The sequence below is a fragment of the Nostoc sp. genome, from assembly GCF_036917375.1.
In the GTDB taxonomy this organism is placed as follows: domain Bacteria; phylum Cyanobacteriota; class Cyanobacteriia; order Cyanobacteriales; family Nostocaceae; genus Nostoc.
On record NZ_JBALDN010000028.1, the window covers coordinates 81170 to 108137 of the forward strand.

Annotated in this window: 27 protein-coding genes; 12 read left to right on the forward strand and 15 right to left on the reverse strand. The window is 41.2% G+C overall.

Going from position 1 to position 26968, the window contains the following annotated elements; translation table 11 throughout:
• Positions 1-75: 75 nt before the first annotated feature.
• Together V7K45_RS07390 and V7K45_RS07395 are read left to right on the forward strand one after the other, a co-directional pair.
• Positions 76-570, forward strand: a complete 495-nt coding sequence (locus V7K45_RS07390) for a hypothetical protein (RefSeq protein ID WP_335001881.1) — start codon at positions 76-78, stop codon at positions 568-570.
• A gap of 194 nt (positions 571-764) precedes the next feature.
• Complete coding sequence (locus V7K45_RS07395; RefSeq protein WP_335001883.1) at positions 765-1985, forward strand: acetate kinase; 1221 nt, start codon at positions 765-767, stop codon at positions 1983-1985.
• 112 nt (positions 1986-2097) lie between these two features.
• Here V7K45_RS07395 and V7K45_RS07400 read toward each other — a convergent pair whose 3' ends face one another.
• The 3 genes from V7K45_RS07400 to V7K45_RS07410 all read right to left on the reverse strand — a co-directional run bounded on the left by V7K45_RS07400 (position 2098) and on the right by V7K45_RS07410 (position 4487).
• Positions 2098-3045, reverse strand: coding sequence for a hypothetical protein (locus V7K45_RS07400; protein WP_335001885.1), 948 nt, complete (start codon positions 3043-3045; stop codon positions 2098-2100).
• Positions 3042-3872 (reverse strand): hypothetical protein, encoded by an 831-nt coding sequence (locus tag V7K45_RS07405; protein ID WP_335001887.1) that lies wholly within the window; start codon positions 3870-3872, stop codon positions 3042-3044. Before V7K45_RS07405 ends, V7K45_RS07400 begins: the two co-directional genes overlap by 4 nt.
• Before the next feature lie 105 nt (positions 3873-3977).
• The gene (locus V7K45_RS07410) at positions 3978-4487 is read right to left on the reverse strand and encodes a hypothetical protein (protein WP_335001889.1); all 510 of its coding nucleotides are present in this window, start codon (positions 4485-4487) and stop codon (positions 3978-3980) included.
• Between the two features lie 529 nt (positions 4488-5016).
• On the opposite strand from V7K45_RS07410, the gene V7K45_RS07415 reads away from it, so the two are divergent.
• From V7K45_RS07415 to V7K45_RS07435, 5 genes are all read left to right on the forward strand, one after another.
• Entirely contained in the window at positions 5017-5802 is a 786-nt protein-coding gene (locus V7K45_RS07415) for a hypothetical protein (protein ID WP_335001891.1), read from the forward strand.
• An 80-nt stretch (positions 5803-5882) separates the two neighbouring features.
• A complete protein-coding gene (locus V7K45_RS07420) occupies positions 5883-6302 on the forward strand; it encodes a GNAT family N-acetyltransferase (RefSeq protein WP_335001893.1) in 420 nt (139 codons plus the stop codon).
• 17 nt (positions 6303-6319) lie between these two features.
• On the forward strand, positions 6320-7114 hold the full coding sequence (locus V7K45_RS07425) for an aminotransferase class IV (RefSeq protein WP_335001895.1): 795 nt from the start codon (positions 6320-6322) through the stop codon (positions 7112-7114).
• 113 nt (positions 7115-7227) lie between these two features.
• On the forward strand, positions 7228-9069 hold the full coding sequence (ftsH3, locus tag V7K45_RS07430; protein ID WP_322659564.1) for an ATP-dependent zinc metalloprotease FtsH3: 1842 nt from the start codon (positions 7228-7230) through the stop codon (positions 9067-9069).
• 323 nt (positions 9070-9392) lie between these two features.
• On the forward strand, positions 9393-10049 hold the full coding sequence (locus V7K45_RS07435) for a Uma2 family endonuclease (RefSeq protein WP_335001898.1): 657 nt from the start codon (positions 9393-9395) through the stop codon (positions 10047-10049).
• 169 nt (positions 10050-10218) lie between these two features.
• Here the strand turns inward: V7K45_RS07435 and V7K45_RS07440 are convergent, their stop codons facing one another.
• Together V7K45_RS07440 and V7K45_RS07445 are read right to left on the reverse strand one after the other, a co-directional pair.
• Complete coding sequence (locus tag V7K45_RS07440) at positions 10219-10437, reverse strand: hypothetical protein (protein WP_094350008.1); 219 nt, start codon at positions 10435-10437, stop codon at positions 10219-10221.
• 481 nt (positions 10438-10918) lie between these two features.
• Entirely contained in the window at positions 10919-11695 is a 777-nt protein-coding gene (locus V7K45_RS07445; RefSeq protein WP_335001900.1) for an ABC transporter permease, read from the reverse strand.
• A gap of 327 nt (positions 11696-12022) precedes the next feature.
• Between V7K45_RS07445 and V7K45_RS07450 the strand changes: the two genes are divergently transcribed.
• Positions 12023-13171, forward strand: coding sequence for a DegT/DnrJ/EryC1/StrS family aminotransferase (locus tag V7K45_RS07450; protein WP_335001902.1), 1149 nt, complete (start codon positions 12023-12025; stop codon positions 13169-13171).
• A gap of 92 nt (positions 13172-13263) precedes the next feature.
• On the opposite strand, the gene V7K45_RS07455 is transcribed toward V7K45_RS07450, so the two are convergent.
• Both V7K45_RS07455 and V7K45_RS07465 read right to left on the reverse strand, forming a co-directional pair.
• Complete coding sequence (locus tag V7K45_RS07455; protein ID WP_335001904.1) at positions 13264-14010, reverse strand: DUF561 domain-containing protein; 747 nt, start codon at positions 14008-14010, stop codon at positions 13264-13266.
• Between the two features lie 202 nt (positions 14011-14212).
• On the reverse strand, positions 14213-14755 hold the full coding sequence (locus V7K45_RS07465) for a Uma2 family endonuclease (RefSeq protein ID WP_335001908.1): 543 nt from the start codon (positions 14753-14755) through the stop codon (positions 14213-14215).
• A gap of 176 nt (positions 14756-14931) precedes the next feature.
• Here V7K45_RS07465 and V7K45_RS07470 point away from each other — a divergent pair, with 176 nt between their 5' ends.
• Positions 14932-15402 (forward strand): GAF domain-containing protein, encoded by a 471-nt coding sequence (locus V7K45_RS07470; RefSeq protein ID WP_335001911.1) that lies wholly within the window; start codon positions 14932-14934, stop codon positions 15400-15402.
• 123 nt (positions 15403-15525) lie between these two features.
• On the opposite strand, the gene V7K45_RS07475 is transcribed toward V7K45_RS07470, so the two are convergent.
• Positions 15526-16470 (reverse strand): putative 2-dehydropantoate 2-reductase, encoded by a 945-nt coding sequence (locus tag V7K45_RS07475; protein WP_335001913.1) that lies wholly within the window; start codon positions 16468-16470, stop codon positions 15526-15528.
• Positions 16471-16639: 169 nt separating this feature from the next.
• Here V7K45_RS07475 and V7K45_RS07480 point away from each other — a divergent pair, with 169 nt between their 5' ends.
• Both V7K45_RS07480 and V7K45_RS07485 read left to right on the forward strand, forming a co-directional pair.
• Positions 16640-17041 carry a fasciclin domain-containing protein gene (locus V7K45_RS07480; protein WP_335001915.1) on the forward strand — a complete coding sequence of 134 codons (402 nt, stop codon included), beginning with the start codon at positions 16640-16642 and terminating at the stop codon, positions 17039-17041.
• Between the two features lie 201 nt (positions 17042-17242).
• Positions 17243-17572, forward strand: a complete 330-nt coding sequence (locus V7K45_RS07485; protein WP_292746362.1) for a hypothetical protein — start codon at positions 17243-17245, stop codon at positions 17570-17572.
• A 3-nt stretch (positions 17573-17575) separates the two neighbouring features.
• Here the strand turns inward: V7K45_RS07485 and V7K45_RS07490 are convergent, their stop codons facing one another.
• From V7K45_RS07490 to V7K45_RS07520, 7 genes are all read right to left on the reverse strand, one after another.
• Positions 17576-18130: a GNAT family N-acetyltransferase gene (locus V7K45_RS07490; RefSeq protein WP_335001917.1), complete on the reverse strand. Its 555-nt coding sequence runs from the start codon at positions 18128-18130 to the stop codon at positions 17576-17578.
• Positions 18127-19482, reverse strand: coding sequence for a UDP-N-acetylmuramoyl-tripeptide--D-alanyl-D-alanine ligase (locus V7K45_RS07495; RefSeq protein ID WP_335001919.1), 1356 nt, complete (start codon positions 19480-19482; stop codon positions 18127-18129). Before V7K45_RS07495 ends, V7K45_RS07490 begins: the two co-directional genes overlap by 4 nt.
• Before the next feature lie 151 nt (positions 19483-19633).
• Positions 19634-20080, reverse strand: a complete 447-nt coding sequence (locus tag V7K45_RS07500; protein ID WP_335001921.1) for a tellurite resistance TerB family protein — start codon at positions 20078-20080, stop codon at positions 19634-19636.
• A 177-nt stretch (positions 20081-20257) separates the two neighbouring features.
• On the reverse strand, positions 20258-20395 hold the full coding sequence (locus V7K45_RS07505) for a hypothetical protein (RefSeq protein ID WP_190240853.1): 138 nt from the start codon (positions 20393-20395) through the stop codon (positions 20258-20260).
• 307 nt (positions 20396-20702) lie between these two features.
• Positions 20703-20942, reverse strand: a complete 240-nt coding sequence (locus V7K45_RS07510; RefSeq protein WP_335001923.1) for an ATP-binding protein — start codon at positions 20940-20942, stop codon at positions 20703-20705.
• A 135-nt stretch (positions 20943-21077) separates the two neighbouring features.
• Positions 21078-21998 carry a histone deacetylase family protein gene (locus V7K45_RS07515; RefSeq protein ID WP_335001925.1) on the reverse strand — a complete coding sequence of 307 codons (921 nt, stop codon included), beginning with the start codon at positions 21996-21998 and terminating at the stop codon, positions 21078-21080.
• A 73-nt stretch (positions 21999-22071) separates the two neighbouring features.
• Positions 22072-24708: an EAL domain-containing protein gene (locus tag V7K45_RS07520; protein ID WP_335001927.1), complete on the reverse strand. Its 2637-nt coding sequence runs from the start codon at positions 24706-24708 to the stop codon at positions 22072-22074.
• An 859-nt stretch (positions 24709-25567) separates the two neighbouring features.
• On the opposite strand from V7K45_RS07520, the gene V7K45_RS07525 reads away from it, so the two are divergent.
• Positions 25568-26923: a GTP-binding protein gene (locus tag V7K45_RS07525; RefSeq protein ID WP_335001929.1), complete on the forward strand. Its 1356-nt coding sequence runs from the start codon at positions 25568-25570 to the stop codon at positions 26921-26923.
• The last annotated feature ends 45 nt before the right edge of the window (positions 26924-26968 follow it).

The window sequence follows — 26968 nt, forward strand, 5'->3', positions numbered from 1 at the left end:
CGAGTAAATCCTCTCCTTTAGTGTCAGTTGCAGTTAATCTTGATTGGACACACTAATTTACGCTCGGAGAATTGAATGCGCTTTGGTTTTTTTACTTTATGTGTTCTGGCACTAGCAACAACTTCTGGACACGCCTCTGAGTCTCCCAAGATCCCAGCACTGGTAATGACCAGCCCAAATTCAGCTGAGGCCAACTACGAAGATAAATGCAGCAACGGCAGCAACCTTGACCAGTTTAATCGCGATCGCTTTCTTAAACTTATGCTTGCTGATAAAAAATCAAAGCTATCTCAACTGAAAGTAGCTCTCCTCAATGAAATTAAACAAAGTGGTGATGAGCCACGAGGCGAGGGTGTCCATATTGGTGAATGGAATCAAACCTTCCATGACCGAAGTGGTTGTGGCACAAACACTAACAGTTACTCAGCATTTGTTGTCACCGTGACTGGTGGAAATGCAAACCATACGGTCGTAAAATACCTGGTAACAATTGATGACGACGATAACGCAGGCAAAAGAACCCTCAAAATCCGCGACATCCGTCCAATTAACCTACGAAATGAGAACTGATACCAATTCAATTAATGATTGCAATACATCTTTGGGTAAAGACGCGATGAATCGCGTCTCTACAAATGGTCTATTTGTCGTTGTTAATGCGTTCCCCTGAATTAAAAACGCTATGCTTTTACGCAAAACTGTACTAAGCATGAAGCTACAACTAGTGGCACGATCAAAGGAAATCGTCTTTTTCTGTTGTCACTATGAAGATATTGGTACTGAATGCCGGATCGAGTAGCCAAAAGAGTTGTCTGTATGAAATTGCAGATAAAACTCTTCCCAGTCAAGCACCCCAACCCCTTTGGGAAGGAAAAATCAACTGGACTCAAAATCGGGGTGTGGCAGAAATTGAGGTGAAAACTGCTACGGGTGGAACGCTACAAAAATCAATCTCTGGTGATTCTCCACAGGCGCACCTTATTTATATGCTCAATACACTCGATCGTGATGCAACCAAGGTAATCGATCGCTTGTCAGAAATCGATGTGGTGGGGCATCGGATAGTACATGGTGGAGAGGATTATCGAGATAGTGTGGTAATTACGGAGGATGTCAAAAAGGCGATCGCTGGTCTGTCTAACCTTGCTCCCGAACATAATCCAGTCGCTGTGGAAGGCATAGAAGCAATTGAAAACATCTTAAAAGATGTCACTCAAGTAGCAGTCTTTGATACCGGATTTAATGCCACTTTACCCGATGCAGCAGCAATCTATCCCGGCCCATATCAGTGGGTAGAGCAAGGTATCCGTCGCTATGGGTTTCATGGCATTAGTCACCAATACTGTTCTGAACGTGCTGTCCAAATTCTCGGTCGAGATGTCGCATCTGAGCGGTTAATTATCTGCCATCTGGGTAATGGTTGCTCTTTAGCAGCAATTAAAAACGGTCGCAGTATTGATACCACTATGGGATTCACACCCCTAGACGGATTAATGATGGGTAGCCGTTCTGGTTCAGTCGATCCGGGGATTTTGATTTACCTGTTGCGGCACTGCAATTACTCTGTAGAAAAGTTGGATGAGGTATTAAATAAAGCTTCTGGCTTAAAGGGAATTTCGGGGGTATCTAGTGATATGCGTGAAGTGAGAGAAGCGATGTCTCAAGGTAATTCCCGCGCTCTACTGGCATGGGATATCTACGTGCATCGCTTGCGTTCTGGTATCGGCGCAATGCTTGCTAGTTTGGGGGGATTAGATGCTTTAGTTTTTACAGCAGGTGTGGGCGAACACTCTCCAGAAATTCGCCAAGCCGCCTGTGAAGCCTTTGGATTTATCGGACTAAAACTCGACCTTGAGAAAAATCAACAGCAACCTGTAGATGAGGATATTGCTACACCCGATTCAGTAGTACGGGTATTAGTTATTCATACTCAAGAAGATTGGGCGATCGCCGGACAGTGTTGGCAGTTGCTAAAACGTAATTAGAAAGTCTGATTTAATTTAGGTAATATTGTTTGAATATTTCAGCTACCATAATCTTTTTCTTAAAACAGTCTTTCATGACAACATATTTTTTTCAATGCCTCACACCCGATTTTTAAGCTAATAACCAACGCATAAAGCCTTTACCAATTTGCCCTATAATAAAACTAAAAACCCATTGTAATAATGGCCCACTTATTGACAACAATAGCAAAAAAAATAAATCTGTGGGAGTAAAAAGAAAAACACTAGAAGTGATACAAGTTAGTCCCCACGCCAGCCAATTGCGATATTGAGAACTAATATAAGTCCATTTTGAAAGCTGATTAACCAGACAATAGCGAATAGTAGCAAATACAAAAGATGTTACTAACCCAGCAACTATTGATAATGAAAATGCTAAGTTTAATCTACATATAAAAAAAGTAGCAGGGAATAACGAAGCTAGTTCCCAAGAAAATAAATTTAATTTAGTCCGAAGACAGCTTAGTATTTGTTCAATAAGCCAATAATGCAAACAAACAATATTTAAGCAATCAGTATTTTTGATAAAATCACTCTTTATTTTGTGAATTATGTCACCATAAAATAAAACATTACTTTGTAAAACAATATCTTGTTCTTTCGATAGATATAAATCTGGTGTATCTTCTCTATAATAAGAATTAAAAGTAAGTCCATACTGTAACGTTGATTTTTTTTGTAATGATTTACTCCAGAATAACTTGATAAAACTTACTATAAAAGTATTGTCAAATATTTTAAAGTTTTTTTTAGTAATTACTAATTTCTTGTATGGCATAGTGTTCTCATGAAAGCAAATCTGATTGCTAAAACAGTTGTAGTACCAAATATAAGCTAGTGATTTTGGCGGAATGTATAAAGAACAGCCTATTCCTCGCGCTTCCTCAATTTGTTTTAAAATAGTCTTATTTAGATAAAAAGTATACTGTCCTGACTCAACCTTAATTTGAAGCTCAATAGGAGTGCCTTGAGGTATTTGCACAAAGAAAGAGAGTTGAGCATCAGCCTCACGATCTGTGTGTGTTTTATCAGCTTTCATTGTCGGGATAATTTTGCGATATTTTGTACAATACCAATCAGAAAATTTAGTGTTCCACGCCACTGTTTCTCTCCAGCAACTACCCCTTCATTATGTATTTTGAGGATTAAATCTCTATCTCCTTCAGGTAATTGAAATAGCTTTTTATGGTAACGACTAATAATATCCCCATCTAATTGCATAACAGTTTGAGCATAAATAATATCAATATCTACGGTAGTAATATTGCCACTATTCAGTGCCGCTTTTAGCTCAGACATTTTCCGCAAGGTACGAATAAATTTATCATTATTTAAAAGTTCTTCAATCTCTTTCCACCTTTGCTGTAAACTTTTTAGATTATTTTCTTCTCGATCTGTAACAGGAGTGGGAGCAGGTAATATTGGCCGAGCTAACTTTATGTATACCTCGTCAGTTGGAAGAATATTCGCTTTATGTTCCACCTGATATTTAAGACGTTCTTGATATTGAGTTATTCTGGAGTCTGGCTCACTACTTTCATTACTTTTTTCAAGTAGAATAAAAAAATATTCTCTTTCAAGTTGCGAAAATAGACTTGTATAACGCTTGCGTAATTCTTTAGCTTGAGTTTTTTCTGGTTCTGATAAATCGTCTGGGTTGGGAATTCCTTTGACATCAAAGTAGTCTTTATCATTTATTGAATAAATTTCTTCATACGCTTGCCAAGCATTAAACTTTGCGCCAGTAATTTGCTCCACAACCATTGTGTTTATTTCTAAAGCTGTAATATCATCAACTAATTCATGTACAGATGAGACTACTTTCTCTAGCAAATCTTTGGCTTGTTCTTGAATTTTGTTAGGCATAGTCATAATTTCCTTGATTTCTTTAAAGCAATTAACCTACAGGTTTGGATAAATTCCTATTCTGTAGGTATTTTAGGCTTACTAGCTATTAATTAATATCAATAATTACTGTGGACGAGACAGCGATTGTTGTGAAGTTTTACGAGATTTCATAATTTCTATAAAAAATCCATACAACTTATGCAAACTTTCTATATTTTTTTGCATAATTTCCCGACTTTCTTTGATTTGAGTTAGATGAAATTCGCGAAGTTCTGTATATGGACCACTCCCAATAAATTGACTACCAACTTCATTAGTTATATCGCCATCAATTAGATTGATTGTAGTGTGTATTCGATTACCTGTTTGAGCAATTTGCTGCCCTTTTAGTTCTTCTAAGTGGGTAGATGATTCTGGAACCCAAGTGGTAATTTCTAGCTCGATAACTTCAACTATTGCTGTTTGAATAGCATCAATAATTTCATCAATATTGAATCCTTCTCCCTTACTATTCAGCTTCTTAACTTTGATTTTAAATTCACTACTTGGTTTGCTAGATTGACTATTGCTTTCCCAATTGTCTATGGCTTGACCATTAGTTTCTGTGTTTTGATTAAAAGTATTATTCACCATGATGTTTTTGAGGTTACAAACAGATTTAAATATAAACAAGACACAACTATAGGTTATGTCAAAAGTTTTCAGGGTTTTACTAAAAAAAAGTAATTAAAGTCAAAAAAACTTAATATTCTAAGAAATTTTTACTAAAAAAAGTTATGCTTTTGAAGATCCAAATTTATTCTAGAAAAAGAATAATGCCATTTTAGATTTTAGAAGAACTGCGTTCTAGTGATTCCAGCACTACTGTAGGGTTTCCCCATTGTCCTAAGTAGCTTGATTCTGAATTAATTTTTTAATTAGTTTTTGGGCGTTTCCTTGCACTCGCTATAAATTAGATATTGCTTTTATACAAAGAATATCTAAGCATATCTCAAAGCCAAGATAAGCTTAAGGTATTAATAAGCACTAAATAATAAAATTAATTTATTTAAGTCAACTTTTTTATCTTACGTAGCAAAGCTTAGACGCACAAGTAGACCTGACTTTTCGTATACCACTATGTATACAATGATATGACTGCGATCGCAAAGCCAAGGAAAATATGTTGTTATCTCGTCAAGCTTTTGCTACACCTTTTATAATTTCTATGTGTATATTAGGAGTTGGGTTGATTCAATTGCCCCAATTGCAAAAACTAATAAATAGAAAACAATCTGCCTCTTTAGAAAGTTTAAAAAAAGAAATAAAAGCTGAAAATATCCGTCTGAATTTTCTTAAAAAAACGCCTAGTTTTGGTTATGATAACTTTATTGCAGATTTGGTATATCTCAATTTTCTCCAATATTTTGGAGATGATGAAATTCGGGATAAAACAGGTTACAGTTTAAGTCCAGAATATTTTGAAGTTATTCTAGAACGTGACCCGCGATTTTTAGCAGCGTATCACAGTCTTTCGATCAGTACTTCATTATATGCTGGTATGCCAGAACGTGCGATCGCACTAGCAGAGAAAGGCTTAAAATCAATATCTCCCTCAGTTCCCAAAAAATCTTATTATGTTTGGCGTTATAAAGGAGTTGATGAGTTATTATTTTTAGGCAATGCAAAAGCTGCCCAACAGTCTTTTGCAACGGCGGCAAACTGGGCAAGTAAATTTTCAGATGCAGAGAGTCAGCTTATAACTAATACTTCCCAAAGAACTGCTGAATTTCTGAGTCGAAATCCTAACAGTAAATATGCTCAAATTTCTACATGGGCAATGGTTTTAAATAATCATGCTGATGAAAGAACTCAGAAACGCGCAATTAGAGAAATCGAAGCTTTGGGAGGAAAAATAGTTACAACTCCTGAAGGTACGAATAAAATTATATTTCCACCTAAAGATTAAATTATTGCAAGTGTAATCGAAGATTATATTCACTCAATTAATTTCAATTTCCTCATACATGATTGAGTAAGGTAATACCCATGTCAATACAATTGGCAGAATCTGACTTTCAAATATTAGGGTGTTTTCCTGTTATTTCTCAGTTGCGCCCTCACCTTGAACAGACTAAGTTTGTAGAACAAGTTCGATATCAAATCAAAGAAGGATATCAACTTGCATTCTTGGAGGTAGAAAAGCAAGCTGTAGCAGTAGCGGGATTTCGCATTGCTAATTGTCTAGCATTGGGAAAATTTTTATATATTGATGATTTAGTTGTTGATGAGTTGAAACGGTCACACAGCTATGGCCAACAGTTATTTCAGTGGCTAATTGAATATGCCAGAAATCATGGGTGTAAACACCTGAGTCTTGATTCTGGCGTTCAACGATTTGCAGCCCACAGATTTTATCTCATGCAGCGTATGAACATTACAAGTCATCACTTTTCAATGGAGTTGTAGCAATAAGCAATTTGATTGTGACAAATAATATTTTTTGGTATGACGGTAAATTAATTCACTCTCAAACTCTAGAATTAAACATTAACGATCCGGGTTTACTTTATGGGGCAACTGTTTTTACAACATTGCGCGTTTATGAGAACTCCCTAGATAGTAATTTAACTAATTGGCAAGCACATTGCGATCGCTTACTCTTCTCACTACAAACTTTTGGTTGGCAGCAACCCGATTGGAACCGTCTGCGTCAAGGCGCTCAAATTCTTCTCGCACACTTTCCCGTTCTCAGGATTACCCTTTTTCCCGATGGACGGGAATGGATAACTGGTAGATCATTACCACAAAATTTGACAGAAAAACAAAAGAATGGTATTTTATGCGCTGTTGCCAATTCAGAATTTTCTCGCTCTCTCCCCTCTCATAAAACTGGAAATTATTTGAGTGCTTGGTTGGCAAAAACTAGCTCAGATGCTCAAGAAGCAATATTAGTCGATGCTCAAGGAAATTGGCTAGAAACCAGTACAGGCAACCTTTGGGGATGGTGCGATCGCAGTTGGTACACGCCGCCAATGAAGGCCGGAATTTTGCCGGGAATAGTGCGATCGCAACTTGTAAACTGGTTGCAAAACCACCACCAGCCAGCACGAGAAGAAACTTGGAGTGCCGAGTTAGTCCAGAGATTTGAAGCGATCGCCTACACTAATAGTGTGGTGGAAATTATTCCCATTCATACAGTTCATCTGCCTTCAGGGTCGCTACAATGTAATCCCTACCATGATAGTTTTCAGCTAATGAGGGAGCTTTTTTTAGCATGACAGCCACGCCAAATTTGTTATATCTTAAGATAAGTTAACATAATTCTTAATAATCACCTTTCCGAGCAGAGAAGCTAGGCGATTGCGCGAAAAATACCGGAGGATAGACCTTAGTGAATAAAAGATGGAGAAATGCAGGGCTGTACGCGCTGCTGTTTATTGTCGTAATTGCGCTGGGAACAGCATTTTTTGACAAACAACCCCAAAGCAGAGAGACATGGCGATACAGTCGCTTTATTCAAGAAGTTCAGCAAGGCAGAGTAGAAAAAGTCAGTTTGAGTGCAGACCGCTCCACAGCACTGGTTACACCCAAATATGACCCAGCTAAACGGATTGTTACCTTAGTCAACGATCCAGACTTGATTAATACTCTGACTTCTAAAGGCGTTGATATTTCTGTTTTGCCCCAAACCGACGAAGGATTTTGGTTTAAGGCATTGAGCAGCTTATTTTTCCCTGTATTGCTTTTGGTTGGCTTATTCTTCTTACTACGTCGCGCTCAAAGTGGCCCAGGTAGCCAAGCGATGAACTTTGGCAAATCTAAAGCCAGAGTGCAAATGGAACCACAAACTCAGGTGACATTTGGCGATGTCGCTGGTATTGACCAAGCCAAGTTGGAATTAAACGAAGTCGTAGACTTCCTGAAAAACGCCGATCGCTTTACCGCCGTTGGTGCAAAAATTCCTAAAGGTGTGCTGTTAGTTGGCCCTCCTGGTACAGGTAAAACCCTCCTAGCTCGTGCCGTAGCTGGTGAAGCAGGTGTACCCTTCTTCTCAATCTCCGGTTCGGAATTTGTGGAAATGTTCGTCGGTGTGGGTGCATCCCGCGTCCGCGATTTGTTTGAACAAGCTAAAACCAATGCTCCTTGTATCGTCTTCATCGATGAAATTGACGCCGTAGGTCGTCAACGGGGTGCCGGTTTAGGTGGTGGTAACGATGAGCGGGAACAAACCCTCAACCAGTTGCTCACCGAAATGGACGGCTTTGAAGGTAACACAGGTATCATCATTATTGCCGCTACCAACCGTCCTGATGTTCTAGATGCAGCACTGTTGCGTCCTGGTCGCTTTGACCGTCAAGTTGTGGTTGACCGTCCCGACTACGCCGGACGTAGCGAAATTCTCAAGGTACACGCCCGTGGCAAAACCTTGGCGAAAGATGTGGATTTGGATAAAATCGCCCGTCGTACCCCTGGATTTACTGGCGCAGATTTATCCAACCTGTTGAATGAAGCCGCAATTCTGGCAGCACGCCGGAATTTGACTGAAATTTCAATGGATGAAATCAACGACGCGATCGACCGTGTATTAGCTGGGCCAGAGAAGAAAGACCGGGTAATGAGCGAGAAGCGCAAAACTTTGGTAGCTTATCACGAAGCTGGTCACGCTTTAGTTGGTGCTTTAATGCCCGACTATGACCCAGTACAAAAAATTAGCATCATCCCTCGCGGTCGCGCAGGTGGTTTAACTTGGTTTACCCCCAGCGAAGACCGGATGGACACTGGTTTGTACAGCCGCGCTTATCTGGAAAATCAGATGGCTGTGGCTTTGGGTGGTCGGATTGCTGAAGAATTAATCTTTGGTGAAGAAGAAGTTACCACTGGTGCTTCTAATGACTTGCAGCAAGTAGCACGGGTTGCGCGTCAGATGATTACCCGATTTGGGATGAGCGATCGCTTAGGCCCTGTTGCCCTTGGTCGTCAACAAGGTAACATGTTCCTCGGACGGGATATCATGTCAGAGCGCGATTTTTCGGAAGAAACCGCTGCTGCCATTGATGAAGAAGTCCGCAAACTTGTAGATGTAGCCTATACACGTGCGAAAGAAGTGTTAGTGGGCAATCGCCACATTCTAGATCAGCTAGCGCAAATGCTGGTTGATAAAGAAACAGTAGACGCTGAAGAGTTGCAAGAAATTCTGTCGAACAACGATGTGACAACCGCAGCGTTTGCCTAATTTAATGAGTAGTTAGGAGTAGAGACGCGTGAATCGCGTCTTTACAAGAGTTAGGAGTTAATGGCAAAAGCCCGGTCTTGATGACCGGGCTTTTAATCCGTAATGGGGTTATATTCCCCGAAGGTTCGTTATAGAGTTTCAGTATAAATCGCTAATCTGATGATAAAGACTACCACGTGAGCATAATCAGTTCCGGAAAATTAGAAAAATTTTTTTAGATACACCAAAATCAAAAGAGCTATAACTTTGACTTCACAAGGGAAAACATACAATCTAGCTACAATTTAAGAAGTCTGGATTGTGAAAAAATCCCCGAACCCATCATGTTAGAGTACAATCCATTAGCTTGCTTGCCCTCCTCTGAGGAACTGCCCGACTCTGACGATACCCCTGTGGATAATGAACTACAAGACTTAATTCCTAGTTTACTTAAAGCCGTACTGGCGATGGCATGGGCAGATCGAATGGACTGGTTTTTCGGGGCTGATATGGCTGTTTACTATGACCCCAATCTACCAGCAATCGTGCCAGATGGATTTTTAAGCCTGGGAGTCGAGCGATTTTTTGATGAAAACCTCCGTCTAAGTTATGCAATTTGGGAAGAAGAAAAAGTTCCTATATTGGTACTGGAAGTAGTATCTCAGACTTATCGCGGGGAATACACTACCAAAAAAAACGAGTACGCAAAGCTTAAAGTCTTGTACTATGTCGTTTATAATCCTACTCGCCGCCGCAAGCAACACTTAGAGGTCTATAAATTAGTCAATAACGAGTATCAATTGCTGTCAGGAAATCCTGTTTGGCTACCAGAGGTAGGTTTGGGAATTGGCATAGAACGAGGAATATATCACGGTATCACGCGAGAGTGGCTGTACTGGTATAACGACCAAGAACGACGTTTACTAACGCCAGAAGAACGTGCCCAAATGTTGGCACAGAAGTTACGCGAACTTGGTATCGATCCTGATTCTCTCCCGTAATAACTCGAAATCAGGGTAACTCGGAGATTTTACGAATTACCTTGATTGCGATCTATGCAAAATAATTTATGCATTCTGCCGCACACCCCTTATGGCATCAAATAGATAACTTTCTAAATCTCGATCGGACTAACGTCAAGAGTAACTGGATACTAATCAGTTGGTTAACTTACACTCTGGATGTCGGTTTCAAAAATAGCCATGCCACAAAGAATGTAGCCGCCGTAAATAGTTGCGTCAAATCCAAAGCAGATAGATAGCCATCTGCAAATGAAGCAATACTGCGATCGGTAATGCCAAATACCCAGGATGACAGGCCAAATAGCCAAATCCCATTCTTGAGATTTCCGACGAATTCTTTAGAGTCCGATCGTTTTTGATCTTTCATAATCTTCTGTCCGTTGGTAAACAATCTAGTGATTGATGCTAAATACCTGCCATAAGGAATTTTTTCGGATTCCTGACGCTGAATTTACATTTACTATCTATTAACAATATTAATAAATATTTCACCTACTTGACATCCCTACCCAAAGGTACATCTCCTAATGATGACATTCCTCTTTTGGTTCTGTTACCTCCGATAGACGGCAATACGTTGAGTTCTCAGCTTTACAGCGTCAGGTTTGAATACTGAAATCACATGATTTTTAAATAACCATATAAATATTTATTTATGCTTTGCATAAAATACTTCATAGGATAGATGCGTTTCCAAAATATTTTTATACTTAAATTGTGTAGAGACTTCGTAGAGGCGCACAGCTTGCTATGCGCCCCACAAGGAAATGAAATACTTATTTTGGAGTAGATTAATTCCTTACTCTTGACTCTTGACTCTTGACTCAGCACTCAGCACTCAGCACTCATCATCTCACCAACTGCGCGGCGGAATTAAAAAATTGACGACACAACCCCTTCGTGACTAAAACTGTTGTCAACAAGTTAGCAAAAGCAACCATAAACATAATCAAAATTTCGTAGGAGACAGCATCTAGAGGTTTGACACCAGCTAATAACTGTCCGGTGGTAATTCCTGGTATTGCGACCATACCTATGAGTATCATTTGATTGAGAGTAGGAATTAATCCGGCTTTGATGGCGTCTTTGCGATACTGGCTAACTGCTTGCTCTGGAGTTGCACCTAAACTTAAATGGGTTTCTATTTCGAGATGGCTGGAGTTAATGGTGCTGACAAGACGATCGCCTGCGATCGCAGCTGCATTGGTAGCGTTACCTAAGACTATCCCTGCTAGGGGAATTATATACTGTGGTTCGTACCATCTCTCTGGTTGAACGATTAAGAAGTTGATGTAAAACACTGTCACGGCGGTACTAATTAAAATTGCACCCCACACCAAAGGCAACACATGAGGAATTTTTTGGCTGATGCGATTTCGTGCGACAATCGCCGTAATTGTCAGCATTATTGCTAATAGCGCCAAAACTGCCCAAGGATTGTCTAAAGCCAAGATGAAATCTAAAATGTATCCCAATACAAGAAGTTGTAAGATGGTTCTCCCAGTAGCAAGGGCTAGGTTCAACTCTAATCCTAATTTTTCCCAGGCAGATAAACCAATGGCGATCGCCATCAATCCCACAGCTATAGCTAAATCCACGAAATCCAGCTCGATCAGATCCTGCATGGGTTCTCTATTTCCTAATATTTTCTTCTCAAAGCAGTCCACACAAAAGGAACTTTGATCCGATGTGTTGGATCTTGGTTGATATATATCACTTTCATCAATTCAAAATTCCAAATGGTACGACCTTAACATGGCAAACACCTAGTATGCCTACTATCTGTAAATTAAATGTGCAGTGGTTTCCCGCGCCACAATTTAAGTAAAAACCCTAATAGATGCGTATCTTGGGCGATAGTCTTTTAGTAGCTCCTCTTTGATTAACAATTCAATCAGCAAAAATTGACTGTCGAAGTGCATCCTTTGTATCTCCCGATAAAATGAGAACTCATGATCCAAAGTGTAAATCCCATCCCTGTCTTTGATATCAAGCAGCAATACACCACCATCGAAGCAGAAGTAAGTGCAGCCGTCTTAGAGGTTTTAGCTTCTGGCCGCTATATTGGCGGCCCCTTAGTCGAAGGCTTTGAACAACAGTTTGCCGCTTATAATACTGTTACTGAATGTGTGGCTTGTAATTCTGGTACTGATGCGCTCTACTTAGCGTTACGAGTCTTGGACATTGGTGCAGGCGATGAAGTGATTACAACGCCTTTTACCTTTATTGCGACATCTGAAGTAATTAGCGCCGTCGGTGCAAAGCCTGTTTTCGTCGATATTGACGCGACTACGTTTAATTTAGATGTGGAGCAAGTCGCGGCGGCGATTACATCTAAAACTAAAGCGATAATCCCGGTTCACCTATTTGGACAACCCGTGGATATGACATCATTGATGGCGATCGCTCAGTCTCACAATTTGTCGATAATTGAAGATTGCGCTCAGTCTACAGGAGCGATTTGGGCTGGTGAAAAAGTCGGAAGTATTGGACATATTGGTTGCTTTAGTTTCTACCCTACCAAAAATCTTGGTGGTTGCGGCGATGGTGGAGCAATAACGACTAATGACCCTGCGATCGCCACTAAATTGCGAATCCTACGAGATCATGGTAGTAAGATTCGATATTTACATGAGGAAATAGGTGTAAATAGTCGATTAGATGCTCTCCAAGCAGCCATTTTGCAGATTAAGCTGCGTTATTTAGATATTTGGAATTCTCGAAGACGAGATATCGCCAATTATTACTACCAATTTCTTAGCCAAGTTCCGGGGATTGTCCCGCCCCAAGAATTACCTGGGGGTATCGGGGTATGGAATCAATACACTATTCGCATATCTGGCGAAGGGCGAAATGGTTCTAGCGCCAAATATCGAGATTGGGTGCGTAGTCAATTGCAAGAACAGGGCGTGAGTTCAATGATTTACTACCCCTACCCTTTACACTTGCAGCCAGTTTATCAAAGTCTGGGCTATGAAACTGGGGATTTACCAATAGCAGAGCAAGCTTGCCATGAGGTCATATCCTTGCCTATGTTCCCAGAACTGACACAACAGCAGCAAGACCAGGTGATTTATGCGTTGAAGGATTGTTTGGGGTGAGGGAGTGGAGGCAGAGGGAGCAGAGGGGCAGGGGAGCAGGGGAGAATAATGAATAATTAATAACTAATGCCCCACGCCCCATGCCTAATGCCCTACTTCTCAGTCAACACTCTTGCAGTTGCTAAGGCTTCTACCAAGCCACGCACGGCGGCAATCATCGCGACTTCGCTATTGAGTTGATTTATGGCGGAACCAACACCAACACCAGCAGCACCAGCCGCGATCGCTAATGGTGCGGTAACGTTAGAAATGCCGGAAGCACATAATACTGGCACTGAAACTACACGGGAAATCTCAAAAGCTGCTGCCAAGGTGGGAGCAGCTTTTTCAATTAATCCTAGAGTTCCGGGGTGAACTGGGTTACTGCTAGTACCGCCTTCGGTTTGGATAATGTCCGCTCCAGCTTTCACCAGTTCTTCTGCTAACTGTACCTGTCGATCTAGTTCCAAAATGTGGGGAACGGTGACAGATAAAGTGATTTCCGGGAGGAGAGCGCGAGTTTGCTTAGTCAGCGCTAGCACTTCTGGAGCTTCAAAGCGGCGTCCTTGAGCATAGAAGGAATCGAAATTTCCGATTTCAATTAAATCAGCACCAGCTGCCACAGCTTGCACAAATTTCTCTGGTTCTACTGCTGATACACAAATTGGTAAATTTGTCAAACTTTTAGCTAGTTTGACTAAAGCTGGATCGGCGGCAATATCGACAAAAGTAGCACTGCCAAATTCAGCAGCTTTGACTGTAGCAGCGACGCTAGCGGCGTCGAAGTTATTTAAACCGCTAATCACTTTGAGAACGCGGCGGTTAGTAAATGCACGTTGGAGTGTGGAATGCATCGTCATAGTTTGGCTTTTGAAGCTACGAAAATTAGGTATATTCTACCGTCCCTCAGTTGATGAGAGACTAAATCACTATAGTAGTTGCCAAAATATTGATAATTTTATCCTTATTGCCACTAATCAAAGTTTTGCTATCTGTACTAAAAGCGATCGCATAAACTTCTAATTCCATCCATTTAAGTCTGTAGGGTCTTTTATCGCTATCCTAGTCAAACTCTGGAGGCCATAAATCTGCAATTGGTACTTCCCATCCTGGGAGCAGTTCGGGAACTGTTAAAATATCGCCATCACGAAGTATTATTGCTTCTTGTCCAAAGTTGTAAACTTCAACAATCCGCTCATCTGGATTGAGCAAAATTCCTACCTTAGTTCCCAAACTCAAAAATTCTTGAATTTTGGCTTTCAGATCCTCTAAATTATCGCTAGGGGACTTTACCTCTACAGTCAAATCGGGAGCTAATTGAGCAAAAGACTTCGGACTGCGACGCAAGCGTTCGGCTAAAACAAATGAAGCGTCCGGTGCGCGCAAATCGGAATTAGGCAATCTAAAACCGGCGCTAGAAGCTGCTGTTCGTCCCAGTTTGCGCGGTCTAACCCAGTTACGTAACTCGGTAATAATGGCAGCTGCGACTTCATCTGATTCGTATCCTGATGGACTCGAAACAATAATATTACCCTTGACCAGTTCCATACGAAAGTCAGGGTACTGTTGCTGCATTTTTTCCAAGTCTTCAAGGGTTAGGGACATAAAACCTCTAGTTACACGTCTCTATATTAATTATGGAGACAACAGACCTTCCCAGGTGCGATCGCCCCAAAAATTCCCCTGATTTTTACGGAATGTGGAAAAGGGAGATTGGTTTTACTAAATGAATTCTCCTAATTACTTTCTGCGTTTTCGATCGAACTTTATTTTTTAGCATTATGATTTCAGATACCAAACCCATTTTTGATACTCTGGCTGATGAAATATCTGTCATCGACTGGAACAGACTACTAGCCGAAATCCTGGGCGCTTTCGACTGCTCTACAGGTACGATTCACACTATAGATCGGGACAGCCATTTATTGCACTTAAAAGCTTACCAAGGTATTCCAGAATTCCTGTTGCCTAAAATGACAGTAATTCCCATTGGTAAAGGGATGGCCGGTGTAGCCGCCGAACGCAAGCAACCCGTACAGATTTGCAACCTGCAAACCGACGAATCGGGGGTGTCTAGACCCTCGGCAAAAGAAACCAAGGTAGAAGGTTCCATCGCAGTGCCGCTGATGCTAAATGGCCAACTGTATGGTACCTTGGGCATTGCCAAGCCCATTACCTACGAATTTACTCCCGAAGAAGAACAGAGACTGATGGAGATTGGAAAGGCTATTAGCCGGAAAATCGTCAGTTAAAATCAATTAGCGACTAAATCTTTTAACTCTTTTTCTTTAACAAATCTCTACAGTTTTCTTGCCAATAGGTATATAACTAGTAAAATTTGTCAATATTGCTCCTCTAAGAATTTCTTGTCTTCCTCATTCCCCTAACTTTCCCCTCGCATCTAAAAACTTCAACTGGTGGTATAAACAGCTAATTTGCACTAAATTCACACTTACTGCTTGGGCTTTCCGTAATGGGTTGCCAAAAATTGCTTCTACTTCCAACGGGCGATGTTCGTCGTAGTCAATTTTCATACTAGGACGGTAAGGCGTCATTTTGACAGTATAATCGAGCATTGTTTGAATGAAGCGATCGCTAATAATCCGCCCATAACTTTTTGCCCCCGCCGCTACTTCATACATCAGTTGTTCGACTAACTCGCGGGTGTACTCATACGTCATTAATTCATCAGTTCTAGCGTTGAGAATCACAGAAAGCCCATTGTAGGGGATATTCCACACCAACTTTTTCCAGCGTGCTAGTAGTAAATCTTCGGCTAATTCAATTGAGATACCAGCGCTTTCAAAGTCATCAGCAATTTGCTGCATCCTCTCAGTTATCCCACTAGGCTGATAGTTAGGGGTATATTCACTGAAGGTAATTTGCCCATAGTCTAAATGGTGTATATGCCCTGGCCCAACTTTGTTAGAACACAAAAAGCACAATCCACCGATAACCGTGACATTACCAATAATTTCAGCGACTTCCTCTTCTACACCAAGTCCATTCTGTAATACCAACACCACCCCATTATTTTTAACTACAGGTGGCAACATCTTTGGTAGTAAATAATTTTGCGTCGTCTTCAGTGCCACCACCACCACATCGCATTGTGGCATCTTTTCTACGTCATTGTAGGCGTGGACTTCAGGAAGGGTAAAGTCACCGTCTTTGGACTCTACCACTAAACCATATTTCTTTACCTGTTCGTAATCACTCTTAAGCAAAAAGTGGACATCCAACCCAGCTTTTTGCAGTCTGGCACCATAGAATCCACCTAATGCTCCAGTTCCCAGAATGGCATACGTGCGATCGGACATTTCTTTATATAACGGAATTTTCCTAGAAACATCATAAAGCGATGTCTGACGGGAGTAAGCATCTAGGTGTAGTTTATTCAGCGCCTGACTTTAAATTTATTTTGTTTAATAAAACTTAAAAGAGGTTTATTATCCTTTAAAATCTTTTGCAGAGATTTAGGTAAGATATATGGCTGATATTGTTGATATTGCAGTTACGTCTGAGTCCTTTAAAACACTGGTGGCGGCAGTACAAGCTGCTGGTTTAGTAGAAACATTAAAAAGTCCTGGCCCGTTCACTGTCTTTGCACCAAATGATGATGCTTTTGCCAAGTTACCAGCGGGAACTATCCAAACTCTGTTACAAAACATTCCCCAGCTAACGCGGATTTTAAAGTATCATGTCGTTTCAGGAAAGCTGCTAAAGGCTGATTTAGCACAACTCGGTACGGTTAATTCTGTGGAAGGTTCACCCATTAAAATTCATTCTTCCGATGGTTTTGAAGTTAAAAATGCCACAGTCTTAGCAGCAGATATCGAAGCTGATAATGGTGTGGTACACGTTATCGATACGGTAATTTTACCAGGTTAATTCAGCTAGGGTGGAAAATATCCACCCTACTTATTTAAAATCTTTATAATTAACTAACTATTGGTAGTATCAAAAGGCAACTCAATAGTTTAAATTATGTTATATTTGCAATGTGATTACTCACTCATAGCTTAATATATATTTCTTTATTTTAAAATAAATTAAATTCTTAAAAAGCCAACATCTATCCCAACAAAATTAATGCTCGATTTTAATACCTTAGCTGAGTTCTCTCGTGGCAACTGCATAAGTATTTGTGCATTTCTTGTACCCGCGAACTTGCTTGTCACAATTTTAACGATGAGCCTGGTGGCGTTACGCCGCCCATCGCATCAAGTGTGGCAATCTGCTGGAATTGCCAGTTTTTTCGCTTCTGTAATGATACTGCATGTATATACTTGGTTCCAGATTGGCGTGGTAATGGCTCCTACTTATATCTTGCTGTGGCTAGCAATTACTTGTTTAGTGACTAATTTGGCAGCAATTCTTTTTCAAAGACGCTACAGTAACAGTCCTAGTCTTTCCAACTGAAGTCTATAGGTGATATTTTAGACCTCTCCATTCATGCTCAAGGATGGCATATAGCCAAGAGTCTCGCCATTCTCCCTTAATCCAATGGTGTTCTCGCAAATACCCTTCCTGCTGCATTCCGATTTTTTGCATAACTCTTGCTGAGGCAATGTTTTCTGGGTGACAAGTGGCAAAGATGCGATGTAAGCCTAACTCCTGAAAACCAAATGATACAACTGCTTTTACAGCTTCAGTTGCATATCCTTGTCCCCAAAATTCCTTAGTGAAAGAGTATCCAATAGAGCCTATTTTGTTGTCAGCATCCTGAACAGATATGCGACAGATACCAATTAATTGCTTTCGGGGTTTCAAAGTCACCGCTAAGGCAAAATGCTGACGTGGTTCTTCCCCTTGTAATAAAATCTCTCTTTGCAAAAAGTTTTTGGTATCTTCTTCGCTATTCGGGCCAAAGGTCAAATAACGCACAACTTCACGATCGCTAGCGTATTGATGAACCCCTGGCCAATCTGATTCTACAAAGTCTCGTAGTATGAGACGTTGGGTTTCTAGTGGTATCATTTGGGAAATTCTGCACGTAATTGATTGACTACCCGATCTAGTCCCACAGAATGGGCAGCTTTGAACAATAAACGATCGCCTGCTTGCACAAATGTCTTCAACCTAGCCACCAACTCGGCATGAGTTGCAAAACACTCCGATGCAATACCCTCGGCACTAAGAGCGATCGCTTCGGCATCTTGTCCATCTACCAAAACCAACAAGCCATCTAAATTCAAGTTACGTACTGTTTCTCCCACTCGCTGGTGTAACTGCTGCGATCGCTCTCCCAATTCTTTCATTGCACCCAATACGGCAATTTTCCGCTTTCCGGGTGTATCTGCCAATAATTGCAACGCTGCAATCATAGCTTCTGGTGCAGCATTATAAGTTTCATCTAAGATTACCACATCGTTGGGTAAGGTAAATCGCTGCGATCGTCCTGTGGGCATATCCACGCTCACACCTGATTTGAGGGTTGCCCAATCGATCCCTAAAACCTTTGCCACCGCTAAAGCTGCCAAGAAATTAGTCGCATTATGACGACCAGCTAAAGGTAAAGGTAGTTGGATGCCTGCGACTTCCACAGTCTCGTTATCAATTAATTGCCCTTGAATATCCCCACCAGAAAAGCCGTAAGTCAAAACTTCTCCCTGCCAAAATTTCGCTGCCGTGGCCATTAATAAAGGATTGTCGTGGTTGAGAATTGCCACACTATCAGCAGACATTTCAGCTAACAACTCACATTTTGCCTCAGCGATCGCTTCTTCGGAACCGAGTAACTCAATATGCGCCGTCCCTACATTAGTAATCACTCCAATTGTTGGCCGCGCTATTTGCGTCAGTTCGGCAATTTGTCCTCTACCCCGCATCGCCATTTCAATCACGGCGTAGTCATGTTCTGTACCAAGTTCTAAAAGAGTTTTCGGAACACCGATTTCGTTGTTGTAATTTCCATAAGTTTTGTGAACTCGTCCCTTTGTTCCTAAAACTGCGGCGATCAATTCTTTAGTTGTAGTTTTACCCACCGAACCGGTTACACCAATTACAGGAATATTAAAGCGATCGCGCCACCATTGGCCAATTTGTTGATATGCCTTGAGAGTATCTTTTACCTGCAATACAGGAAATTCCGGATTTTCGTATTCAAAATCTACGATTGCAGCTATTGCCCCCTTTGCGATCGCAGTTGGCACAAATTCATGTCCATCAAACTTATCGCCTCGGAAAGCGACAAATACTTCACCCGGTTTCAAGGTACGGCTATCTGTTTGGATACCGCTAGTTACTTGTGTTAAAGCAGCTTCAGATAAGTTTACAGAATGGGCCAAAATAACTTCAACCAGTTGGGTTAGGGTGGCAGAACAACGCATAAGCAATTGATAATTTATTTAAAGTTCAAAATCATAAAAGCAAAAAATAGTGGCAAAGAAGCTTAACTTCCGTGCCACGCTTTATTTATAAGCTACTTATACAGTTTAATCAAGTAAGGACAATGGGCATAACAAGTTATGTTCGATCGCCCTATGCACGATTTTTAATCAAGATTACTTCTACAATTTGTATTGCTATCTCACTCGAAACCCCTAAAGCTTGATATAAATCATTTAAGAAGTTTTTTTCTTCTTCAGGTATAATACCTTCAGCTAGGACTAAATCGGTGGCTACTGCAAAGGCTGCTTCCCGCAACTCTTGAGATAGAGAATCTTTGGCTGCATTAAACAAAGCATTAAAGCCATCGCCTTGAAGAATGCCCAAAATTTTGTCAAACAGCCTGTTCATCATTTCATTGGGATAACTTTTAAAAAGTTTTGTCCGAGACAGCACAGAAATGATAGAATTTGCTTGCTCAACAGAAAGATAACCGTCTGAAGCAGTTGCCGTCAATATAATGACAGCAAAAGCTTCCGCTGGATTGAGTGCTGCTTGGGTTTGGCTATCTGTACCCAACACAGCGTCGAATAGACCCATTGTAGTAGCTCCTTGGTTAGAGTCCCAATAGCGTTACCGTTACCTGTATGTTTGGTAGATTTACAGGTAAAACTATAACGCTATAAGACTTTCATCCTTTAGTGTTCCCAGGATTGATTCACGGCGAACACTTGTATCCCAAGGTTTTTGGCAGGAACTACATTGCCATTCGTAAACTTAGCGTTCTCCTGTCTTTTCTATTGTCTCAATTACCGCCAGACCTATACCAGAAGCTGCCATTAACAGTACTACTGAGATCAAATAGGCGTTGGTCAGCATTCGTAGGGCTTCGTCGAAAAAAATATAGGTGGTCATTGCTTCACCTTTTGGAATTTGTGCTGCTTGTGCTTTTTATTTCTCCACACCCCGATAGGTGAATTTCGCTGAGAAACTGCTAGCAATTGCATCTTAACAAAACTTTAGCTCTTTCAGAACCCCGCTGAAAATTTTTCTTTCTGAAGATTCTATGAAGTTTATAAAAAAGGGAATGGGGAATGGGGCATCCCTTCTTCTCTACGAGATGCACTCGCGTTCGCTCAGGGTAAGTGGGATTGGGCAAAACAACTTTCTCGCTGCAATTTCCCTTGCTCCCACCGCGATCTGCTTCAACTAATGACACGCACTAGGTGGAATCACACCATATCTTGCCACGATTTTTTTCTATGACTATTTTGTAGCTGATGGATAAGCCCATACCAGTACCTTTGCCGATAGGTGTCGTGGTGAAAAAAGGATCGAAAATGCGCGATCGCACTGTTTCAGGTATCACACAACCATCGTTGGCGATCGCAACCGCACCAACTACAATCCTTAATAAGGAAACACCAACAAAGCTTGCAACCAGTTTGTGAGAAATTTTCATAACTGTATGTCAGCTATAACCGCGTCAGTATACAGTGTTCCCAAATTTTTGCAAAGAATTTAGGTTATTATCCTCGGTAACTGCGATCGTCGGTATATATCAGTATTTCGTGAAATTGGGATAAACAAGACAAGCTTAAAGTAAACAGCGTTCAATCGTTGCTACAACTGATTGAGAAAGAGTATCAAAGTCGTAACCACCTTCTAAGCCAAACAGAATTTTACGAGTTAGCCCCAAACAATAATCAGTAAATAAAGCGTAGTCTTCTGGTTGCAAATTGATACTTGCTAAAGGATCTTCTGCATTGGCATCGTAACCAGCACTCACAATTAGTAAATCTGGCTGGAAGTTAGCTAAAAATGGTACTACCTGTTTTTCAAATAGTTGCTGATATATGGCAATATCACTACCAGGGGGTACTGGTAAATTTAATACGTTATTGTGAAAACCTCGTTCTGTCGATCTTCCCGTACCGGGATAGCATGGGTACTGATGTAGAGAACAATAGGCGATGCGTGCTTCCGTTTCCACGATCGCCTGAGTACCATTACCATGATGTACATCCCAATCAAGGATGGCAACGCGGTTAATTCCAGGTTGTTCTAAAGCAAATAAAGCGGCGATCGCGGCATTAGAAAATAGACAAAAGCCCATCCCTGCATCACTTTCAGCATGATGTCCTGGGGGACGCGCTAGTACAAAAGCAGGATTAGCCGACCCTAACACAACCTCAACTCCATCCAACCATGCACTGACTGCCAACAATGCCACATCATAACTGCGTGGAGAAACTGGAGTATCTCCATCCAAAGGGCCGCCGCCACTAGAAGCGATTTGCCACAGTTTTTTGATGTAGGCTGGGCTATGTGCTTTAACCAACGAGGACATCAGCGATGGTTGCTCAGATGCTGGTGTAGGCAAGTGCCAGGTGATTTGATCGGCGAATGTAGCTGCTTTTAGAGCATTTGCGATCGCACTTAAACGTTCTGGTTTTTCGGGATGGTATTTTCCAGTCTTGTGATCTAAAAATTCGTCGGAATATATGACTGGTAGCATAAGACGAAAAAGGTCGGCAGCAGGACGATGAATTTTATTGTATCCTCACTGGTACAAACAGTTTTCCCTCGTACTAGATCGTTGGTCGTTTACTTTCGAGGACTTCTGTTGCTTTCTGTTCAGTAAGTGGGCGGTAGAATAAAAAGCCCTGTACCTCCTCGCAGTTGATAGATTTCAAGAATTCCAATTCCTCTTCCTTTTCTACCCCTTCGGCTGTTAACTTTAATCCTAAACTGTGTCCCAAGGTAACTATGGCCTGGATAATATGAGCTACTTTGGCATCCTGCGTCAAATATTGAATGAAAGATTTATCTATTTTCAGATTGTGGAGTGGCAAAAGCTGTAGGCGCGAGAGCGAGGAATGACCTGTACCAAAGTCATCGATGGAGATATAAACACCCATCTGCTGTAGCTCCTCTAAGACCCTTCTAGTAAAACCCAAGTCCTCAATCGCTGTGGTTTCCATAATTTCTAATTCTAAAAATTGCGGCTCCAGACCCGTTTGTTCTAAAACCTTAGCTATAGTCTCTACCAATTTGGGTTGGCGGAATTGCTTCAGAGAAAGATTGACAGCGATCTTAATCGGTGGCAATCCAGCATCTTGCCATGCTTTATTTTGGCTACAGGCCGTCTGTAGAGTCCATTCGCCGATGGGGACAATTAATCCACTTTCTTCGACCAAGGGAATGAATACACTGGGAGCAACCAATCCCATCTCTGGGTGCTGCCAACGCAACAGAGCCTCCATACTAGTAATTTCTCCTGTGGCAATGTTCACACGAGGCTGATAGTAAAGCTTAAATTCATTGCGTTCTAGGGCATAGCGCAAGCTCTTTTCTAAAGTCAAGAGTTCAGGATTTTTAGCACTCAGAGAAACACTATAAAATTGGTAGTTATTCCGCCCTTTGTCCTTGGCATAGTACAGAGCAGCATCTGCGTGCTGAATTAGTGTTTCGGTGTCAGGGCTGTTGCTATCAAGTAAGGCAATACCGAGGCTAGCAGTTACATAAAGTTCATGCTCTTGGAGATGAAAAGCATCCTCTAAGGCTTGTAATATTCTCTGCGCCACCAAAGTTACCTCTTCAATATCATTGATTCGTGGGAGTAAAATAGTAAATTCATCGCCTCCCCAACGGGCTACAGTGTCTCCACCTCTGAGTGAGTCTTTTAATCTTTGAGAGACGCTTTGTAATAATTGGTCTCCCAGAGTGTGACCCAGAGTATCATTAATAACCTTGAAGCGATCCAAATCGAGGAAAATCACAGCTAAACTTTCGCCATTGCGAGTGGCGTTGGGCAGAGTTTTACTGAGCAGCTCATTAAATAGTAGACGATTGGGCAACCCTGTCAGCAAGTCATGGAGGGCTTGATAGCGAATCTTTTCTTCTACTTGCTGACGCTGCCGCGCACCAATAATACTGGCGGCCATGGTCAAAAGAGTAGATTCTTCATGCTTTGACCAATGACGTTCAAAGGTGCAGTCTGCCAAGCCAAGATACCCCCAGAAATCATTATCCAAGCGAAGAGGTACCAAAAGAAGGGATTTAATGCCATCTCGAATCAAGAATTCTTGTTCGGCGACAGGAAATTTTTGAGTGATGCCGCTAATCGACTGGCCGCTAGAGAGAACTGTGTACCAACGGGCTAATTCAGGAGCTTGATAAAGCTGATTCTGCCAATGGTGATGGGTAGATTCAATCCCAGATTGTGTCCATTCAAACCGTAGGCTGACTGCCATTTCCTCTGTAACAGGATGGAGATGGTTCTGAAAGAGATAGGCACGATCTGCCTTGGCAGCTTCACCCACTACAGCTAGAGCTAGATCGATACCAGTTTCGTAATTCATTTCTCCTAGCAAATAATTGGCAGCTTCTGCAACTGCTTGTAGCAAGCGATCGCGCTGGCGCAGTTCGGCTGTAGCTTGCTTTTGCTCTGTAATATCTCTAATAATAAAAGTTCTAATTAAATCACTTTCAGGAAGATAGAGTACGGATTGTTCAAAAACTTCTGTACCTACTTCCACCTCACGCACAAAAGAATTGTTTTCGAGATTTTTGACTCCAATCAACAGTCCCGTTAAAATTGGGTGTTCTGTCCCAATTTCCCTAAGATTGGGAAACTTGATCGCTGCGGCTGGATTGAGATAGGTAATTCTTCCCTCGAAATCCATCTCAATAATTGGATTGGGAATGAGTTCAGGAAAGGATGCTAGGCGAGCTAGAGCAGACTCACTAGCTGCTTCAAAACTGGGATCGATCGCTAAGGTTTGAAACGGATTGGCAGGACTGGCTTGCTCTGATAAAAAACCAGATAAGTCTTCAACATCAAAAGATTCAGAAAATGCTTGTTCGGAAATGTTGGAAATAGCATAATATTTAGCCTGAGCTTTATTACTGCCAAAAGCAATGACATCTCCATGCCTAAGATTATGAGAAAAGCATTTAGTGCCATTTACAAATAAGCCATTAGTACTTCCTTTACCTTTATAGTTACCATCAATAATCTGGAAGCCGTATTGGTCAGTTTCTGGAACAGTGACTCGCAATAAAATTGCATGTTGCATTGATACTGACCGGGAAGCCAAGACAATAGTGTTTGCAGGATGCCGCCCCAGAGAATAAGTAGTCTCTCGCAAGGGGACAGTTCGCCGCCCTTCTAGGTCTTGGATGACCAACAGATGGCGTATTTTTTCCCGCTCATTTCCTTGCATGGCTGTTCCTCAAATTTCTCATATAATTAATATTTATGTCTTATTTATGTTTTAGTCTGAAAAAGACTGCTTCTATAAGTCCAGAATTTCAGGCTACACTTATGGAAAAACTTGCTCAATCAAAGTTCTCACCATCTGCGTAGGCGAGCATTTAGCGCAGGCATCGCAAAATTGGTATGAGGGTGTAGACGAGCTTTTACCTTCATGATTGACGTAACTCAGCACTCTTCTTTTTATAGAATGAGTTGGCTAATTGTTCAATCAGTTTTTGTAGTAGAAATTATAGTTTTTTCTTTACTCATAGATAAGTTATAAACTTTGTTCCTTCGTCTATATCATCTAACCTTGTCTTTCTTAGGATACCCAGATTCACAATTCAAAATTAAAATTTTAAAATTGTACCCTTACAAGGAAGCAAGCTAGGCTTAAGATGATGTTGCGGCAGCCTCTTGTAGAGAAGAAAGTTACATAAGAATATTTCAAAGCCGACTAAAACTGAACAAAGTCGAAGCCAATGTGCCTCCGATGTAAGTGTAGATTTTGACCTTAGTCTCTCTTTGCAGCTATCCATTAGTCACATCTTTCTTAAGATTTATAAAATACCTAATCTCTGACCTCATAAACTTAGAGACTTTTTATGTCTTATATATAGATTATTAGTCCAAGAACTTAGGGATATAAGATAGAGAGGTATGTTTAACTTTTCTTCTCCTGATAATCGGGTTGAAAAAGGAGCATTAGTTAAGCATGGTTAATGAGTACGAATTCATACCTATTATTCACAATCGAATGCTGAAAGTAAGTGTTTTGAGCATTGGATGAGCATTTTAGAAAGAGTGAAGGCTGAAGCGTTGATATTATGTCGGTTTATCGTAATCTGCAAGAAACTCACTTAAATCGTGCCCGCGCCAGTCTCAGACAAGCGCTTTCTTGGTATGGATATCTTCGCAAGTCAGGACAGCTTTCATCTAACCCAGAATTAGTAGGTTTGATGAAACCAGAATTGGAAGCTTTGAATGCCACACTCAACAAGCTAGATTCAAACGTCATTAGAATTGCTGTCTTTGGTTTGGTAAGTCGGGGAAAGTCAGCAGTTCTAAATGCCTTGTTGGGAGACAAGATTTTGCAAACTGGGCCCCTGAATGGTGTCACCCAATGGCCCCGTTCCGTGCGCTGGCAGCCTAGTGATAAGGTGCTAGTAGAGTTAATTGATACCCCTGGATTAGACGAAATTGAGGGGGAGTCACGGGCGGATATGGCACGAGAAGTAGTACATCAGGCGGATTTAATTTTGTTTGTCGTGTCTGGTGATATCACTCGTACTGAGTATCAAGCGCTGCTGCAATTAAGGCGATCGCAAAAACCCCTGATTTTAGTGTTTAACAAAATAGACCTTTACCCAGATACAGACCAAGGAGCAATTTACCAAAATTTACAACAACTGGGTGCAGGGCATCCTGAAGCAAAGCCTCTACTACCTGATGAAATTGTCATGGTGGCAGCAGAACCAGCAGCGATGGAAGTGCGGGTTGAATGGCCTGATGGGCGTGTCACTTATGAATGGGAAACACCACCACCACAAGTAGACGAACTCAAAGAGATAATTCTAAATATTCTGAATCGGGAAGGGCGATCGCTTCTGGCTTTAAATGCACTGATCCAAGCACGGGATGCAGAAGCCGCGATCGCCCAAAAAACTATCGATTTACGCGAAAAGGAAGCCGAAGAAATTATTTGGCAATTTACCAAATACAAAGCTTTGGCAGTAATGCTCAATCCCATCGCCTTTTTAGATATCCTTGGCGGAACTGTTGCTGATTTAGCTTTAATTCGCGCTCTCGCTAGATTGTATGGTTTGCCGATGACTAGCTATGAAGCCGCGAAAATTTTAAAAACGATTTTATTCAGTTCTGGCGGCTTGCTACTTGGAGAACTAGGTAGTAGTTTGCTTTTGGGTTTAGGTAAGAGTACGGCTGCAATCGCCAGTGGTGATAATCCCAGCAATATTACTGCTTTTGCTAGCAGTGCGATCGCTCAAGCTGGTATCGCCGGTTATGGCGCATATTCCGTTGGCAAAGCTGCCCAAGTCTATCTCGAAAAAGGCTGTACTTGGGGACAATTAGGCGCTAGCAGCGTCATTCAAGAAATTCTCTCTCAAGTTGACCAAAATACAATTCTGTATCGTTTGCGACAAGAATTAAACATAAAGTATTGAGAATAATTAAAAACTGCTATCTTTTTGTTACCGTTTATAAGTGTT

What these genes read in the sequence shown, in the direction of transcription:
- V7K45_RS07390 (WP_335001881.1), top strand. Translation starts at nt 76, where the DNA reads ATGCGCTTTGGTTTTTTTACTTTATGTGTTCTGGCACTAGCAACAACT.
- V7K45_RS07395 (WP_335001883.1), top strand. Translation starts at nt 765, where the DNA reads ATGAAGATATTGGTACTGAATGCCGGATCGAGTAGCCAAAAGAGTTGT.
- V7K45_RS07400 (WP_335001885.1), bottom strand. Translation starts at nt 3,045, where the DNA reads ATGAAAGCTGATAAAACACACACAGATCGTGAGGCTGATGCTCAACTC.
- V7K45_RS07405 (WP_335001887.1), bottom strand. Translation starts at nt 3,872, where the DNA reads ATGCCTAACAAAATTCAAGAACAAGCCAAAGATTTGCTAGAGAAAGTA.
- V7K45_RS07410 (WP_335001889.1), bottom strand. Translation starts at nt 4,487, where the DNA reads ATGGTGAATAATACTTTTAATCAAAACACAGAAACTAATGGTCAAGCC.
- V7K45_RS07415 (WP_335001891.1), top strand. Translation starts at nt 5,017, where the DNA reads ATGTTGTTATCTCGTCAAGCTTTTGCTACACCTTTTATAATTTCTATG.
- V7K45_RS07420 (WP_335001893.1), top strand. Translation starts at nt 5,883, where the DNA reads ATGTCAATACAATTGGCAGAATCTGACTTTCAAATATTAGGGTGTTTT.
- V7K45_RS07435 (WP_335001898.1), top strand. Translation starts at nt 9,393, where the DNA reads ATGTTAGAGTACAATCCATTAGCTTGCTTGCCCTCCTCTGAGGAACTG.
- V7K45_RS07440 (WP_094350008.1), bottom strand. Translation starts at nt 10,437, where the DNA reads ATGAAAGATCAAAAACGATCGGACTCTAAAGAATTCGTCGGAAATCTC.
- V7K45_RS07445 (WP_335001900.1), bottom strand. Translation starts at nt 11,695, where the DNA reads ATGCAGGATCTGATCGAGCTGGATTTCGTGGATTTAGCTATAGCTGTG.
- V7K45_RS07450 (WP_335001902.1), top strand. Translation starts at nt 12,023, where the DNA reads ATGATCCAAAGTGTAAATCCCATCCCTGTCTTTGATATCAAGCAGCAA.
- V7K45_RS07455 (WP_335001904.1), bottom strand. Translation starts at nt 14,010, where the DNA reads ATGACGATGCATTCCACACTCCAACGTGCATTTACTAACCGCCGCGTT.
- V7K45_RS07465 (WP_335001908.1), bottom strand. Translation starts at nt 14,755, where the DNA reads ATGTCCCTAACCCTTGAAGACTTGGAAAAAATGCAGCAACAGTACCCT.
- V7K45_RS07470 (WP_335001911.1), top strand. Translation starts at nt 14,932, where the DNA reads ATGATTTCAGATACCAAACCCATTTTTGATACTCTGGCTGATGAAATA.
- V7K45_RS07475 (WP_335001913.1), bottom strand. Translation starts at nt 16,470, where the DNA reads ATGTCCGATCGCACGTATGCCATTCTGGGAACTGGAGCATTAGGTGGA.
- V7K45_RS07480 (WP_335001915.1), top strand. Translation starts at nt 16,640, where the DNA reads ATGGCTGATATTGTTGATATTGCAGTTACGTCTGAGTCCTTTAAAACA.
- V7K45_RS07485 (WP_292746362.1), top strand. Translation starts at nt 17,243, where the DNA reads ATGCTCGATTTTAATACCTTAGCTGAGTTCTCTCGTGGCAACTGCATA.
- V7K45_RS07490 (WP_335001917.1), bottom strand. Translation starts at nt 18,130, where the DNA reads ATGATACCACTAGAAACCCAACGTCTCATACTACGAGACTTTGTAGAA.
- V7K45_RS07495 (WP_335001919.1), bottom strand. Translation starts at nt 19,482, where the DNA reads ATGCGTTGTTCTGCCACCCTAACCCAACTGGTTGAAGTTATTTTGGCC.
- V7K45_RS07500 (WP_335001921.1), bottom strand. Translation starts at nt 20,080, where the DNA reads ATGGGTCTATTCGACGCTGTGTTGGGTACAGATAGCCAAACCCAAGCA.
- V7K45_RS07505 (WP_190240853.1), bottom strand. Translation starts at nt 20,395, where the DNA reads ATGACCACCTATATTTTTTTCGACGAAGCCCTACGAATGCTGACCAAC.
- V7K45_RS07510 (WP_335001923.1), bottom strand. Translation starts at nt 20,942, where the DNA reads ATGAAAATTTCTCACAAACTGGTTGCAAGCTTTGTTGGTGTTTCCTTA.
- V7K45_RS07515 (WP_335001925.1), bottom strand. Translation starts at nt 21,998, where the DNA reads ATGCTACCAGTCATATATTCCGACGAATTTTTAGATCACAAGACTGGA.
- V7K45_RS07520 (WP_335001927.1), bottom strand. Translation starts at nt 24,708, where the DNA reads ATGCAAGGAAATGAGCGGGAAAAAATACGCCATCTGTTGGTCATCCAA.
- V7K45_RS07525 (WP_335001929.1), top strand. Translation starts at nt 25,568, where the DNA reads ATGTCGGTTTATCGTAATCTGCAAGAAACTCACTTAAATCGTGCCCGC.